Here is a 15,934-nt window from a genome sequence, read left to right as displayed (position 1 = left end):
CATGACCTTTGCCTATTCCAAATCCTTCGACGCCTATGTCGTCGCCACCCTGTTCGATGCGCTGGATGAGCCGATAGCGGCGCTGGGCGATGGCCGCATCGTCTTCCCCGACGCCGATGCGGTGTTCGACGCCCATCCCGATGCCGCTATCCTGTGTGCGGTGGTGCATCCCACCGGCCTTGGCGTGATCAGCGGCGGCGATGATGGCCGCGTGGTGTGGACGACGAAGGACACCGGCCCCGTCGAACTGGCGCATCACAAGGGCGCGTGGATCGACGCCATTGCCGCCGCGCCGGAAGGCCAGCTCGTCGCCTATGCGGCCGCCAAGAAGGCCTATGTGCTGGATCTGTTGAAAAAAGACACGAAAACCTTTGCGCATGAGCATAGCGTATCGGGCCTGTGCTTCGATCCCAAGGGCCGCAAGCTCTATTGCGCCACCTATAATGGCGTGGTGGTCTGGTATGCGCGCATTGGCGACCAGAAGCCGCAAAAGCTCAACTGGGCCGGATCGCACACATCTATCGCTATGGCGCCGTCGGGTGAGTTCCTCGTCACCGCCATGCAGGAAAACGCCCTGCACGGCTGGCGACTGAAGGATTCCAAGGATATGCGCATGGGCGGCTATCCGGCCAAGATCAAATCCATGCAGTTCTTCGCCAGGGGCAAGCTTCTGGCCACGTCGGGGGCGATGGGGGCGGTGGTCTGGCCGTTCCTGAAAGCCAATGGGCCGATGGGCGAGGAGGCTTCCGAGATCAATCCGGACGAATCGACTCTGGTGTCGGTGGTGGCGGGTGCGCCCGAAGACACCTTGATGGCGGCGGGCACCGAAGATGGCCGCGTCTGGCTGGCCGAACTGCAATCGACCGGCATTGACTGGGTGAAGGCTGAAAAGGGCAGTCCGATCACGGCTCTGGCCCTGTCCGGTGAAGCCAATCGCCTGCTGATTGGCGATGAGGATGGAATGGTCTATATCTTCGAATCCGCGGTCTAGGCTGGCCGATGGGGGGAAAACATGAGCGACGATCAGGAACCCGAAGACACCATACCGGGCCTGAGCGAAGAGGTCATGTACGATGCTGTCCAAGCGGAAAGCCCTTCTTTAGTAAAACCTATGCGTAAAAAGTTTCGTCCTCTGCGTTTTTTCGGCCTGTGCGTGGCCGCCTTTATCGCCTTTTCCGTGCTGTCAGTGGCCATCCATCGCTTTGTGCCGGTGCCGATCACCATCCTGATGATCGAGCGCCTGTCTGAGGGCCACGGTCTTCACCACCATTGGGTGCCGGCCTCGCAGATTTCCGATAATCTGAAAGCCGCCGTTATCGCCTCGGAAGACGCCAAATTCTGCACGCATGATGGCTTTGATTACGACGCTATCAAGAAGGCCGAGGCCTGGAATGCCACCCACAAGAAGAAGCACGGCGCTTCCACCATTTCTCAGCAGACGGCCAAGAATGTCTTTCTGTGGCCGTCGCGCTCCTGGGTGCGCAAGGGTTTCGAGGTCTGGTACACCTTCCTGATCGAGCATTTGTGGACGAAAGACCGCATCATGGAGGTCTATCTCAATTCGATCGAGATGGGGCCGGGCGTCTATGGGGCCGAGGCCGGATCGCAATACTGGTTCCACCATTCGGCGCGCACGCTTACGCCTGCCGAGGCCGCGAAACTGGCGGCCATCCTGCCTGATCCGCTCAAATGGAAGGCGCGTGGCGGCCAGCGTTCGGGGCGGATTCAGGCGCGGGCGCGTGTGGTGGGCCATCAGGGTCTGGATAACTGCGCGGCGGATTAGACGGCCAAAGTTAAAGGAAGACCCCCACCACCCCCGCGATAAATCGCGCCCCCCACCAAAGTTGGGGAGGTATAGGCCATGCACCTCACTGACTTATACCTCCCCAGTTTACTGGGGAGGGGGACCGCGAGCGCAGCGAAGTGGTGGTGGGGTTTCTTGCTTTAAGAGTGAATCCGCCGAACGCTCCAAGCCGCTTGACATGCGAAGGTAACCTTTGTAGATAACCTTCATAGTCTGCGAAGCCCCCGCCATGTCCGATCCGCCTGCCGAAAATCCTGATCCTGCCGCCCGGATGCACGAGACGGCGGCGCAATTGCGCGCCCTGATCGGCCAGTTTCGCCGCCGCCTGCGCGAAGAATCGCAGATCAACGCCTTCAGCGAACCGCAGCGCGTGGTTCTGGGCCATCTGGCCCGCGAAGGGGCCACCACCGTCACCGAACTGGCGCGCATCGCCGGTATGCGTCCGCAATCGATGGGCGAAAGCGTGGCGGCGCTGAAAACCAAGGGGCTGGTGCGCGGCGCGCCCGATCCCGCCGATGGCCGCCAGACCCTGTTATCGCTCACCCCTGCCGGTGAGGAACTGATCCAGCTCAGCCGCGCGGCGCGCGACGACTGGCTGCTGCGCGCCATCCGCTCACAACTCGATACAACCGAACAAGGCCAGTTGGCGGCTCTGATCCCGCTACTGCACCGTTTGCTAAACCCGAATAGCTGAAAGGCCTCCCCCATGACCGTCACCACCCTTGATGCCCAAACCGCCCTGATCGTCGTTGATCTGCAAAAAGGCATTACCGCCTATCCGACCGCCCACCCGATTGCCGGGGTGATCGAAAAGGCCGCCCAACTGACAGAGGCCTTTCGCCGCAAGGGCCTGCCGGTGGTGCTGGTCAATGTGACCGGGGGCGCGCCCGGCCGTAGCGAAACGCCGCGTCCGCCGCGTGACTTTCCGGCTGATTTCGCTGACCTTGTGCCCGAACTGAACCCACAGGCTTCCGATCATCTGGTCACCAAGCGCACCTGGGGCGCCTTCACCGGCACCGGCCTTGGCGACATATTGGCAAAGGCGGGCGTCACTCAGGTGGTGATCTGCGGCGTGGCCACCTCCATCGGCGTTGAATCGACGGCGCGCTTTGCCCATGAGGCGGGCCTGAACGTCACACTGGCCAGCGACGCCATGACCGATATGCAGGCCGAGGCGCACCAAAACAGCGTCGCGCGCATCTTCCCGCGGCTGGGCGAAACCGGCACGGTGGCGGAGATTCTGGCCCTGCTGGAATAGGCGGCGGTGATCGGCACATTTCGCGCGCTCCAGCACTATAATTACCGCGTCTGGGCCATCGGGGCCATTGTGTCGAATATCGGCACATGGATGCAGCGCGTGGCGCAGGACTGGATCGTGCTGGTGCAGCTCACCCATCATAATGCCCAGGCGGTTGGTCTGGTCATGGCGTGTCAGTTCGGGCCGCAGCTTCTGATGCTGCCGCTATCGGGCTATATTGCCGATCATCTTGATCGCCGCCGCACCCTGATCGTTACGCAAGGCGGCATGGGTCTGCTGGCCCTTGGGCTGGGGCTTCTGACCGTCACCGGCCTGATCACCCTGTGGGAAGTCTATCTGTTCGCCTTCGTGCAGGGCTGCCTGGCCGCCATCGATGCCCCGGCGCGCCAGACCTTCGTGTCTGAGCTGGTCGATGAGGTGCATTTGTCGAACGCCGTGGCGCTCAACTCGACCTCGTTCAACGGCGCGCGCATGATCGGCCCCGCCATTGCCGGTTTGCTGATCGCCACGGTCGGCACGGGCTGGGTGTTCCTGATCAATGCCGTCTCCTTCGTGGCGGTGCTGGTGGCGATGGGCTGTCTGCGCGTTCAGGATCTGCACCGGCGCGAACGGCCACGGGTGCGCGGCAAGCTGTCGGAAGGCTTTGTCTATATCTGGCAGAGGCCCGATCTGAAGGCCTGCCTGCTGATGCTGTTATTCCTGGGCACATTCGGCCTCAATTTTCCGATTTTTGTTTCCACGATGGCGGTGGGTGTTTTCCACAAGGGGGCCGGGCAGTTCGGTCTTCTGACCTCGTGTCTGGCGGTGGGGTCGGTCACCGGCGCGCTGCTGGCGGCACGCAGGGCGCGGCCACGCATCACCCTGTTGCTGGCGGGGGCGGGCTTTTTCGGCGCAGGCATGGCTCTGGCTGCCTGTATGCCCAGCTATGGACTGTTCGCCCCCGTTCTGGTCATTGTCGGCATGTCGGTGCAGACCTTCACCACCAGCACCAACAGCCTGATGCAGCTCTCGACCGATCCGGCCTTACGCGGTCGCGTCATGGCCATCTATGTGGCGGTGGCGCTCGGCACCACGCCGGTGGGCGGGCCGATTATCGGCTGGGCCGCCGACCATTTCGGGCCGCGCTGGGCGATGGTGATCGGCGCGGGTGGCGGCTTCTGCGCCCTGCTGGTGGGGCTGCGTTATCTGGTTGTTCATCGTCATGCGCGGCTTGTGCGCGAAGACGGGCGCTGGCGTTTTCAACTCGATCCAGAGATAATATTAGAGCGGTCTGCATTCTGATTGAATCGGTCAAAGGAATGCAAACCGCTCTACATTTTACATTTTTCCGCATCTCGCATTCAATTTGTAAGTCAAATTAAACGCTCGTTGCTCTAGCTGAACCAGTATGAACGGGCGGCTCAAGCTGCGTTCAGGTTGAGAGGGCTATAACTAATCCCATGATCGGTCACCACCTCCTCCATCGGGGAGGGTCAAGGGGCCGGAAGTCAAAGGATTTCAGTTATGCAAAAGTTCGCGCAAAAAATATTGACCGCTGTTGTTACCACCGGCCTGATCGCCGCTTCCGTCACGGCCATCCCTGCCGCCGCCGAAGCCCGTCCGGCCTATGGCTGCCATGCGGTGGTGCAGCATAAGGCGCAAAACGGCACCATCATCGGTGCGCTGCTGGGCGGTGCTATCGGCGGCAGCGTGGCCAATACGCACAATAAGGGTCTGGGCACGGTGGCCGGGGCTGTGGTCGGTGGTCTGGTCGGCAACAGCGTCGGCAAGGATAATGGCCGCGAGGATTGCCAGCAGGCGCGCAACGACTATCGCCATCCGCCGGTGCGTTACCAAAACTATGACCGCCACAACTATAATAACCAACGCAGCTACAACAGCTACAGCCGCAATGATGGCCACTACGACGCTCGTCGCTAAAATCGCGGCTTGAGCACCCGGTCATCAGGAAGGCCCCGCCCATTCAGAGGTGGCGGGGCCTTTTTCTTGTCTTTCAGCTCAGATGCCGCATGGCTCGCCGCATTGGCGGCGGCGGGCAGTCGCCCTTGCCAAGGCGCAATAGATGCACCTTGGAACAAGATGCTTTTGGTGCGGGTTGGCAAGGCAGGCTGGGTCGTGTAAACCGCGCCCATTCCTCCTCCCCCATACCGAATGGAACCGCCATGCCCGCCGCGCCCGATTTCCCCCCCGCCGCCGACCGCGTTACGCCCAAACGCGCCCTAATTTCGCTGTCGGACAAGGCCGGTCTGGTTGAGGCCGCCCAGGCTTTGGTGGCGGCAGGCATCGAGCTGATCTCAACCGGCGGCACGCGCGCCGCCCTTGAAAAGGCGGGCCTGCCGGTCAAAGACGTGGCCGACATAACCGGTTTTCCGGAAATGATGGATGGCCGCGTCAAGACCCTGCACCCGATGGTGCATGGCGCACTGCTTGCCTATCGTGATGCGCCAGAACACGCCAAGGCGTTGAAAGACCATAATATTCAGCCGATCGACATCGTGTGGATCGACCTCTATCCGTTTGAAAAAACCGTGGCGGGCGGCGGCGCTTTCGAAGCGGCCATCGAGAATATCGACATCGGCGGCCCGGCCATGATCCGCTCCTCGGCCAAGAACCACCCCTATGTCGCCATCTGCGTCGATAAGGCGGGCATGGACGAAGTGCTGGCGGCGATTAAGGCCAAGGGCACGACCGATATGGCCTTGCGCAAAGCCCTTGCGGCCAAGGCTTTTGCGCGCACAGCGGCCTATGATTCGGCTGTCTCGACCTGGTTTGCCGGACAACTGAATGATGCCTATCCTGAGCGCAAAACCATCGCCGGCGAGCGTCTGCAAACCATGCGCTACGGTGAAAACCCGCACCAGTCGGCGGCCTTTTACCGCACGGGCGAAAACCGCCCCGGCGTGGCCACGGCGAAGCAATTGCAGGGCAAGGAACTGAGCTACAACAATGTCGCCGATACCGATGCGGCCATCGAGCTGGTGGCCGAATTTGATCCGTCCAAAGGCCCGGCCTGCGTCATCGTCAAGCACGCCAATCCGTGCGGCGTGGCCACGGCTTCCGATCTGATCACCGCCTATCGCCGCGCGCTGGAATGCGATCCGGTGTCGGCCTTCGGCGGTATTGTGGCGCTCAATTGCCGCCTCGATAAGGCGACCGCCGAAAAGATCGTCGAAACCTTTACCGAGGTCGTGGTGGCCCCCGAAGTCGATGACGACGCGGTGGCCGTATTTGCCGCCAAGAAAAACCTGCGCTTGCTGGTGACGGGTGCCCTGCCTGATCCGCTGGCTGGTGGTCAGGTCTTTCGTTCGGTGGCCGGTGGCCTGCTGATCCAGAGCCGCGACACGGCGCGCATTACGCCTGCCGACCTCAAGGTGGTGACCAAACGCCAGCCGACGGCGACCGAAATCGAGGACATGCTGTTCGCCTTCACCGTGGCCAAGCACGTCAAATCCAACGCCATTGTCTATGCTAAGGAAGGCCGTTCGGTCGGTATCGGCGCGGGCCAGATGAACCGCCGCGATTCGTCGCGCATCGCCTCATTGCGCGCTGCCGAAGCTGCCGAAAAACTGGGTCTGGCCGACAGTTTGGCCAAGGGTTCGGCCTGCGCGTCGGAAGCCTTCTTCCCCTTCCCCGACGGCCTGCTCGAAGCGGCGGCGGCGGGGGCCACGGCGGTGATCCAGCCGGGTGGATCGATCGGCGATCAGGCGGTGATCGACGCCGCCGACGCCGCCGGTCTGGCGATGGTGTTTACCGGCACGCGCGTTTTCCGGCACTAATCTTTCGTCTGAGCTGCTAGAGCAACGAGCGTTTAATTTGACTTACAAATTGAATGCGAGATGCGGAAAAACGTAAAATATAGAGCGGATTGCATGCCTTTGACCGATTCAATCAGAATGCAAACCGCTCTAAAATAATGAAGGCCCCCCAGTTGCCTGAGGGGCCTTTTCATATTTGGCACATGAGCCTGTGCCCAAGCCCTGAACGAGAGTTCGGGGAGTTTATATGGGCTTTATCCCGTAGGTTGAGATTACGCCCAAAAACCCTAGCCGCAAGCCTTAAAATCACACCTCTGAGCGCAGGAACGAGACGCATATTTAGTTTCATGTGCAACATAATCGCTGTCTCCGCACCTTAGCGCCCATATGGGCCAAAATCTGGCGTACAATGGCCGCTTCGTGACAAATCTGCCGCACTCTTTTTGTGCAAAGCAACAAATATGGCTTTGAGCCATCGCCATGCTTGACGGCCATGCGGTTCAGCCACAGTCTGACACCATGCGGTCAACGATGATCGCCCGACAGGCCGGTTCGATGCCAAAGATGGCATGAACGGCTTAACACCCCCATTCAGACAATGACGTCTCAGGACAGGCTGACACCGCAAGGGTTTGCTTACATCTTGAGGCGTTTTTTTATGCGCAGGAAGGACAACGCCCCTTGTTCCCCGTCATCACGCCCATCATCGATTCCAATCTGCGTTACGCCCATATCGAGCAGTCGGGCTTTGCCAATGACGCCGACGCCCTGACCTGGCGCAACCGCATCGGCCTGCAAAGCCAGCCGATCCACCACTTAAGCGGCCTGATCGAGTTCGAGAACGTCACCGCGCTCGTCTCCGATTATAATTCGACCACCAATGGCCGCACCGCCTATCCGACCGAGCCCGATCCCGAAGTCACCGAACTGAACCGCGCCCAGATCATGTGGACGCCGGACGAGCATTCCACCCTGACCGTGGGCCGCCAGCGCATCATTCTTGATGACGCGCGTTTTGTCGGCAATGTCGGCTGGCGGCAGGACGAACAGACCTTTGACGGCGTGCGCTATGACCTGAAAACCGGCGCCTTCGACCTGACGGCGGCTTATCTCAGCAAGATCAACCGCGTTCTGGCCGAAACCAGGGACTGGAATTCGGACAGCTACCTGATCCATGCCAGCTATGGCTTTGCGTATGGCATCAAGCTGACCGGCTTTGATTATGCGCTCGATTTTTCCAATGCGGCGGCCTCTTCCACCCAGACCTATGGCGCGCGCGCTGCGGGTGGATTTACCGCCGGGCCAGTGAAATTCGGCCTGACCGGTCAGTATGCCCGTCAGACAGATTATCGCAACAATCCGGCGGATTTCGATCTGGCTGAAAGCATGGTCGAGATCAGTGCGGCCTACAGAATAGCCAGCTTCAAGATCAATTATGAGAGCCTTGGCGGTAATGGTTTGGTCGGCTTCATCACGCCTTTGGGCACCACCCATGCCTTTGATGGCTTTTCAGACGCCTTTTCCGGCACGGGCGGCAACAAGACAACTGTGAACGGCCTCGATGATCTGAATTACGCCGCCACCTTCAACCTGCCCCTGCGGCACCAACCGTCCATCACTTTGATTTATCACGATCTTTCGACGGCGCGGCTCGATACTTCACTCGGTCATGAATGGGACGCCGTGGCCACGATCGCGCTTTCGCCACATCTGTCCTTGCTGGCCAAATATGCCGATTTTTCCGCGAGTGACTCACCGCTCGCCCCCGCTTCGCGTCGCAAAACCTGGCTTGCGCTTAGCTTTAAACTTTAAGAGGATAAACCCATGCTCTCGAAAGATTTTCTCAAATCCGGGCACACGCCCACCCTGTTTTCGGCCTTTCTCTACTTCGACATGAGCTTCATGGTCTGGGTATTGCTGGGGGCGCTGGGCGTGCAGATCGCGGCCTCACTGGGTCTGACTCCGGCGGAAAAGGGGCTGATGGTGGCCGTGCCCATTCTGTCCGGGGCTGTCTTGCGCGTCGTCAATGGTCTGCTGGTGGATCGCATCGGCCCCAAGCTGACCGGCACGGTGGGGCAGTTGATCGTCATCGGCGGCCTGCTGGCGGCCTGGGCCTTCCATATCCATTCCTACATGTCGGTTCTGGGGCTGGGCGTGGTGCTGGGCGTGGCCGGAGCGTCGTTCGCCGTGGCTTTGCCGCTGGCCTCTCGTTGGTATCCACCGAAATATCAGGGCATTGCGCTGGGCATTGCCGGGGCCGGTAATTCGGGCACGGTGTTCGCCTCGCTTTTCCTGCCGACCCTGGCCAAAACCTATGGCTGGACCACGGTTTTCGCCTTTGTGGCCATCCCGCTGATCATCACCTTCATCATCTATCAGGTCCTCGCCAAGGATTCGCCTGATCAGCCCGCGCCGAAGAAGACGTCGGAATATTTCAGCGTTCTGAAACACGTTGACGCCTGGTGGTTCATGCTGTTTTACGGCGTCAGCTTCGGCGGCTTCGTCGGCCTGTCCTCGTCGCTCAACATCTATTTCAACACGCAATATGGCCTGTCGCCAGTGACGGCGGGTCTGTTTACGGCCTTCTGCGTCTTCTTCGGCTCGATCGTTAGGCCGGTAGGCGGCGGGCTGGCCGATAAGATGGGCGGCATCCGCACCCTGTCGATCATGTATTCGATTGCTGCCGTGGCGCTGTTGCTGATGAGCTTCGGTTTCGGCAATATTCTGCTTGGCACCCTGTTTATCGTCACGGCGATGGTGGCGCTCGGCATGGCCAATGGTGCGGTCTTCCAGCTTGTGCCGCAACGCTTCCGCGCCGAAATCGGCGTCATGACGGGGCTGGTCGGCATGTGCGGCGGCATTGGCGGCTTCTACCTGGCCGCCAGCATGGGGCTTTCACGGCAACTGACGGGCTCTTACATGACAAGCCTGCTGATCTTCGCCGCCCTGGCCTGTGTGGCTCTGATCGGCCTTACCCTCGTCAAGAAAACCTGGCGCACCACCTGGCACGTCTATGGTGCGCTCGACGCCAAGATATGAGTCTGATTTTCGCGGCGCACAAATTTTTTGCGCCGCAAATTTCCGCGTTGACAAACCCTGTTTTTGTCATACTCTCGAAAGCCTGATCAGCGTTTGATCAAACCCATTCGCGCGGCAAAAACCAATGGCGGTTTTTGCCGCGCACCATCAGGACAACGGAGTCCCGAAGCGGCTATCTCAGCAATGAGATGGTGCGCTTCGGGGCTCTTTTTTTTGCTCAAAGGTTCAGACATGACCCCGGAAACAGCTTCCAAAGAGCGTATCGTCGTTATCGGCGCCGGCATGGCGGGCGGACGCATTGTTGAAGAGATACTCAAGCGCAAGGATAGCTTGTTCGAGATTTCGATCATCGGCGCCGAATCCCTGCCCACCTATGACCGCATCCAGCTTTCGCCGGTGCTGGCCGGTGAGAAGACGTTCGACCAGATCGTCACCCATTCCCAGGACTGGTACGACGCCAATGGCGTGAAAACCCATTTCGGCTACTGGGTGCAGTCGGTGGATCGCGCCCTGAAAGAAGTGGTGCTGCATGATGGCCAGCGCATCCCTTACGACAAGCTGATCCTCGCTATGGGCTCCGACCCGATCCGTCTGCCCCTGCCGGGGGCCGATCTGCACGGCGTGGTGGCTTTCCGCGACCTGCACGATGTCGATGCCATGCAGGCAGCGGCGGAGCGAGGCGGTGAGGCGGTGGTGATCGGCGGCGGGCTTCTGGGCCTCGAAGCCGCTTACGGGCTGGCCAAACGCGGCATGAAGGCGACCGTCATCCATCTGGTCGATGTGCTGATGGAGCGGCAATTGGATGAGGCCGCCGGACGCCTGCTCGAAAAGGCGCTTTTGGATCGTGGCGTCATTTCGGTGCTGAATGCCCAGTCCGAAGCCATACTGGGTGAAACCCATGTCGAGGGGCTGAGGCTGAAGGATGGCCGCGTCATTCCAGCCTCGCTGCTGGTCATGGCCGTGGGTATCCGTCCGCACGTCGAACCGGCCAAATCGGCGGGCCTTGTGGTCGAGCGCGGCATTGTGGTCGATGACCAGATGCGCACCTCTGATCCCGATATTTTTGCGGTCGGCGAATGCGCCCAGCATCGCGGCCAGTGCTATGGTCTGGTGGCGCCGATCTGGGAGATGTGCCGGACGCTTGCCGATGTGCTGACCGCCAAAAACCCGGACAGCGCCTATCTTGGCACCTCGCTGGCCACGCGGCTGAAAGTTTCCGGCGTCGATCTCTATTCCGCTGGGCAATTTGGTGGCGGCGAGGGCTGCGAGGACATCGTGTTCCGCGATCCGGGCCGTGGCGTTTATAAGCGCATCGTCATCAAGGACGACCGGCTGGTCGGCACGGTTCTGTTCGGTGAAGCCGGTGATGGCGGCTGGTATTTCGACCTGATGAAGAAGGCCGAAAGCGTCGCTGGTATCCGCGATACCCTGATCTTCGGTCAGGCCGTCACCCATGCCCTGGCCGGTCAGGACCCTTCTGACGCCGTTGCAGCATGGCCCGACGCCACGGAAGTGTGCGGCTGCAATGGCGTAACCAAGGGTCAGGTGGTGGCGTCGATCTGCGCTGGCCATACCACGCTCGATGGGTTACGCGGCGCGTGCAAGGCTTCGGCCTCCTGCGGTTCCTGCACCGGTATCGTCGAGAGCCTGCTGAAAGTGACGCTCGGCGACAGCTTCAAGGCCCAGACCGGGCCGAAGTCTATCTGCAAATGCACTGAACATGGTCATGCCGTGGTGCGTAAAGCCATTATCGACCTTGAGCTGAAGACCATTCCCGACGTGATGCAGGCGCTGAAATGGCAGACGCCCGACGGTTGTTCTTCGTGTCGTCCGGCGCTCAACTATTACCTGCTCTGCGCCTGGCCGCGCGACTATCACGATGATCCGCGCTCGCGCTTCGTCAATGAGCGTAACCACGCCAATATCCAGAAGGACGGCACCTATAGCGTGGTGCCGCGCATGTGGGGCGGCGTGACCTCCGCCAAGGAATTGCGCGCCATCGCCGATGTGGTCGATAAGTTCGACGTGCCGATGGTCAAGGTGACCGGCGGCCAGAGGCTCGATCTGTTTGGCATCAAAAAGCAGGATCTGCCCGCCGTCTGGGCCGATCTCAATGCGGCGGGCATGGTTTCGGGTCACGCCTATGCCAAGGCGCTGCGCACGGTCAAGACCTGCGTGGGCTCGGAATGGTGCCGCTTCGGCACGCAGGATTCGACGGGGCTGGGGATCAAACTCGAACAGGCGACCTGGGGCAGCTATATGCCGCACAAGTTCAAGATGGCCGTGTCGGGTTGCCCGCGTAACTGCGCCGAGGCGACGATCAAGGATTTCGGCGTGATCTGCGTCGATTCCGGATATGAGCTGCATGTCGGCGGCAATGCCGGTATCCACTTACGCGGCACCGAACTGCTGACCAAGGTGGCGACCGAGGCCGAGGCGCTGGAATGGTCAATGGCGTTTGTTCAGCTCTACCGCGAAGACGCCTGGTATCTGGAACGCACCGCGCCGTGGATCGAACGGGTGGGGCTGCAATTCGTGAAAGACGGGCTGGCCGAGCCGGAGATGCGCGCTGTTCTTGTGGCCCGTTTTCTGGAAAGTCAGGCCGTTTATCAAATTGATCCGTGGGCGGAACATGCGCCGAAATCCGAACCTGCCAAGGTGTTTTCGCCAATGGCCGACCTGCGCAATGGTGTTTCACAAGATCAATTAAAGGAGTGCGCACAATGAACGCCATCAGCCTTATGAACTGGGTCGATGTTGGCCATACCTCAGACATACCGCATCAGGGCGCGCGCCGCATCGAAACCGATATGGGTGCTATCGCCGTCTTCTGCACGGTCGATCACGAATATTATGCCGTCATGGATAAGTGCCCGCATAAGGGCGGGCCGTTATCGGAAGGCATTGTTCACGGCCGGTCGATTGCCTGCCCGCTGCACAACTGGTCGATCAGTCTGCAATCGGGTGAGGCGCAAGGGGTCGATGCGGGCAAGGGCTGCGCTCCCCCTGTGCCGCTGAAGGTCGAGAATGGCCAAATCTTTTTAAGCCTGCCTGTGTAACCCCTCTCCCCATGAGAATGGGGAGAGGACGAGGAGCAAGGCGAAGCCGCCGATCCTCGGGTGAGGGGCTGGTGGTCAGATGCATAAAGCCCCTCACCCGATCGCCTTTGCTACGCTCGGCTCTCGTCCTCTCCCCTCATGGAGGGGAGAGGGATAAAAATTTGGAGTCCCGTCCTTGTTCGATCCCGCCGTACCCGCTTTAACGACCCTGACCACATGCCCCTATTGCGGCGTGGGTTGCGGCGTGAAGGCAAGGCTGGATGGCGGGCGGGATCTGCGCGTGACCGGCGATGAAACCCATCCCGCCAATGCCGGACGTCTGTGCTCAAAAGGCACGGCGCTCGGCCAGACCTTCGGACTGGAAGGGCGTCTGCTGACCCCGAAGATGCGCAAAAATGGCCGTATGGAACGGGCGGGCTGGGACGAGGCGCTCGATACGATTGCGCAAAAATTTAACGCCATCATCCATGAGCATGGCCCGGACGCCGTGGCCTTTTATGTGTCGGGCCAGTTGCTGACCGAGGACTATTACGCCGTCAACAAGCTGGCCAAGGGCTATATCGGCACGGCCAATATCGACACCAATTCGCGCCTGTGCATGTCGTCGGCGGTGGCGGCGCACAAGCTGGCCTTCGGCGCTGATCTGGTGCCCGGCACCTATGATGATCTTGAACAGGCCGATGTGCTGGTCTTTTCCGGCCATAATGCCGCCTGGACGCATCCGGTGCTGTATCGCCGCATCGAGGGAAGGCAAGGCCAGAAGCGTATCTGCATCGACCCGAAGCGCACCGATACGGCGAAGGCCTGCGACCTGCACCTGATGATCAAACCACAGACCGATGTGCGGCTGTGGAACGGTTTATGCGCCCATCTGATTGCGCGCGACGCCGTGGATCACGATTTCATCGACCGCCACACGCAAGGGTTTTCGCGCCTGATGGCGGCTTTGAGCGCCGACGATCAGAGCCTTGAAGCCATTGTCGCCGATTGCGGTATTTCGGTCGTTGATCTCAAATATTTTTATGACGCCTTCCTGCACACGGAAAAAGTGGTCAGTCTGTTTTCGCAGGGCTCCAACCAGTCGGCGCAGGGCGTGAATAAGGGGCTGGCCCTGATCAATGCCCATCTTTTGTCGGGCAAGATCGGCAAGCCGGGGGGCGCACCCTTTTCGATCACTGGCCAGCCCAATGCGATGGGCGGGCGCGAAGTGGGGGGGCTGGCCAATATGCTGGCCGCCCATATGGATTTCGACGAGGCGTCGAAGTCGCGGGTGCAGCGTTACTGGCAGTCGCCGACCATCGCGCAAAAGCCGGGCCTGAAGGCCGTCGATATGTTCGAAGCGGCGCGCAGCGGCCAGATCAAGGCCATCTGGATCATGGCCACCAATCCGATGGTGTCCATGCCCGACACGAACAAGATCCATGCGGCTCTGGCCAATTGTGAGCTGGTGGTGGTGTCCGATGTGATGGCGCGCACCGATACGATGGACATGGCGCATATCCAGCTTCCTGCCGCCGCCTGGGGCGAAAAAGACGGCACGGTCACCAATTCCGAGCGCGTGATTTCGCGCCAGCGCCGCATGGCCGACCTGCCCGGTGAGGTGCGCCCCGACTGGCAGATTATCGCCGATGTGGCGCGGCGCATGAATGCTGCCTGGGATCAGGCTTTTGCGTGGAAGGGGCCGCATGAGGTCTTCGCCGAACATGCCGGACTGACGGCGTTTGAAAACAAAGGCGAGCGCTTTCTCAACCTGTCGGGCTTTGCAGGTATCGGACGTGATGATTATAACGGCATGGTGCCGACGCGCTGGCCCTTTACCGCAGGCGGTTCGACGCACAGGCTGTTTGCTGATGGCCGCTTCGCCACGCCGGAAGGCCGCGCCCGCCTGATCGCGCCGAAGACCAGCGGCCCGGCCCACGCCACCTCGCCCGATTATCCGTTCAGCCTCAACAGCACCCGCGTGCGCGATCACTGGCACACCCTGACGCGCACGGCGCTGGCCCCGCAACTGAACCGCCATGCAAGCGAACCCCTGCTCGACATCCACCCGAAGGACGCGCGGCGTCTTGGCATCCGTGATGGCCGTCTGGCCCGCCTCACCACCGCCTATGGCGAGGCGATCCTGAAAGCGCGCGTCACCGATGATGTGCGCGAAGGAAACCTCAGCGTGCCGATGCACTGGACGCGCCAGTTCGCCCCCTATGGCCGTTCCAATCCGGTGGTCAGCCCGGCGGTCGATCCCCTGTCGGGCCAGCCGGAATTCAAGCACACCCCGGCGCGGGTGGCTGCCTTTGGCGAAGCGTGGCACGGCTTTATCCTGACGCCGCGCGATTTTGATGGTGAGCTGCCGGACTTTGGTGAAGCCATCTGGCGGCGCTCCAGCCACGCCCATGCCGAGGCTTTTGAGTTGTCGGGCATTGCGCCGCTTGATCTGTCGGCCATCGTCGTCAGCCAGAGCCTTGATGATCCGGCGGCGGGCCTGACGCGCCGTGTACGGATCGATGAAGGCCGCCTGACCGCCGTGATCTTCATCGCCCCCATCGACAAGCCCCTGCCACCGCGCGACTGGCTGCTGGAACGCTTCGGCGATGCGGCGCTTGATGCGGTCAGCACCGCCGCCCTGCTGATTGGCCGCCTGCCGGGGGTCGAAGACAAGGGCCGCATCATCTGCGCCTGCCGCAGCGTCGGTGAAAAGACCATCACGGCGGCCATTGATGACGGGGCGCTGACGGTGGAGGCCATCGGCGAGGCCACCAGCGCTGGTACATCCTGCGGGTCGTGCAAGGGTGAACTGAAGCAATGCCTGCGGTCCCACGCAAAGAAGGAGGCGCGCCATGCCGCGTGATGATGTCGTTCCCGTAACGGGCTTGGTGTCTATAGCTATAAAGCCCTCTCTCCCCTTGCAAGGGGAGAGGGTTGGGGTGAGGGGTTCTTCACCGTCAATAGCTATGCAAATGGCGGGTGGCTTTACCCCTCACCCGATCGCCTTCGCTACGCTCGCCTCTCGTCCTCTCCCCTC

General features: G+C 61.0%; 12 protein-coding genes. All 12 read left to right on the top strand.

Translation table 11 applies throughout. The annotated features are described in order from the left end of the window. Nucleotide 1 precedes the first annotated feature (1 nt). The 12 genes from QB905_RS10340 to QB905_RS10285 all read left to right on the top strand — a co-directional run bounded on the left by QB905_RS10340 (nt 2) and on the right by QB905_RS10285 (nt 15,760). Nucleotides 2-991 (top strand): WD40 repeat domain-containing protein, encoded by a 990-nt coding sequence (locus tag QB905_RS10340; RefSeq protein WP_282974948.1) that lies wholly within the window; start codon nt 2-4, stop codon nt 989-991. 120 nt (nt 992-1,111) lie between these two features. Beyond that, nucleotides 1,112-1,783 (top strand): monofunctional biosynthetic peptidoglycan transglycosylase, encoded by a 672-nt coding sequence (mtgA, locus tag QB905_RS10335; RefSeq protein ID WP_461781799.1) that lies wholly within the window; start codon nt 1,112-1,114, stop codon nt 1,781-1,783. Nucleotides 1,784-2,033: 250 nt separating this feature from the next. Then, on the top strand, nt 2,034-2,498 hold the full coding sequence (locus QB905_RS10330) for a MarR family winged helix-turn-helix transcriptional regulator (protein ID WP_282974946.1): 465 nt from the start codon (nt 2,034-2,036) through the stop codon (nt 2,496-2,498). A 12-nt stretch (nt 2,499-2,510) separates the two neighbouring features. Then, nucleotides 2,511-3,062, top strand: a complete 552-nt coding sequence (locus tag QB905_RS10325; RefSeq protein ID WP_282974945.1) for an isochorismatase family protein — start codon at nt 2,511-2,513, stop codon at nt 3,060-3,062. Nucleotides 3,063-3,068: 6 nt separating this feature from the next. Beyond that, on the top strand, nt 3,069-4,343 hold the full coding sequence (locus QB905_RS10320) for an MFS transporter (protein ID WP_282974944.1): 1,275 nt from the start codon (nt 3,069-3,071) through the stop codon (nt 4,341-4,343). A gap of 222 nt (nt 4,344-4,565) precedes the next feature. Further along, nucleotides 4,566-4,982: a glycine zipper 2TM domain-containing protein gene (locus QB905_RS10315; protein WP_282974943.1), complete on the top strand. Its 417-nt coding sequence runs from the start codon at nt 4,566-4,568 to the stop codon at nt 4,980-4,982. Between the two features lie 242 nt (nt 4,983-5,224). After that, entirely contained in the window at nt 5,225-6,838 is a 1,614-nt protein-coding gene (gene purH, locus QB905_RS10310; protein ID WP_282974942.1) for a bifunctional phosphoribosylaminoimidazolecarboxamide formyltransferase/IMP cyclohydrolase, read from the top strand. 660 nt (nt 6,839-7,498) lie between these two features. Continuing rightward, entirely contained in the window at nt 7,499-8,629 is a 1,131-nt protein-coding gene (locus tag QB905_RS10305) for an alginate export family protein (protein ID WP_282974941.1), read from the top strand. Nucleotides 8,630-8,641: 12 nt separating this feature from the next. Continuing rightward, nucleotides 8,642-9,856 (top strand): nitrate/nitrite transporter, encoded by a 1,215-nt coding sequence (locus QB905_RS10300; RefSeq protein ID WP_282974940.1) that lies wholly within the window; start codon nt 8,642-8,644, stop codon nt 9,854-9,856. A gap of 231 nt (nt 9,857-10,087) precedes the next feature. Further along, the gene (gene nirB / locus QB905_RS10295; protein ID WP_282974939.1) at nt 10,088-12,583 is read left to right on the top strand and encodes a nitrite reductase large subunit NirB; all 2,496 of its coding nucleotides are present in this window, start codon (nt 10,088-10,090) and stop codon (nt 12,581-12,583) included. After that, nucleotides 12,580-12,915, top strand: coding sequence for a nitrite reductase small subunit NirD (gene nirD, locus QB905_RS10290; RefSeq protein WP_282974938.1), 336 nt, complete (start codon nt 12,580-12,582; stop codon nt 12,913-12,915). Before nirB ends, nirD begins: the two co-directional genes overlap by 4 nt. A 175-nt stretch (nt 12,916-13,090) precedes the next feature. Continuing rightward, entirely contained in the window at nt 13,091-15,760 is a 2,670-nt protein-coding gene (locus QB905_RS10285) for a nitrate reductase (protein ID WP_282974937.1), read from the top strand. Nucleotides 15,761-15,934 lie beyond the last annotated feature (174 nt).

It is taken from the genome of Asticcacaulis sp. EMRT-3 (assembly GCF_030027245.1).
In the GTDB taxonomy this organism is placed as follows: domain Bacteria; phylum Pseudomonadota; class Alphaproteobacteria; order Caulobacterales; family Caulobacteraceae; genus Asticcacaulis.
This window is presented reverse-complemented; position numbering and strand designations above follow the sequence as displayed.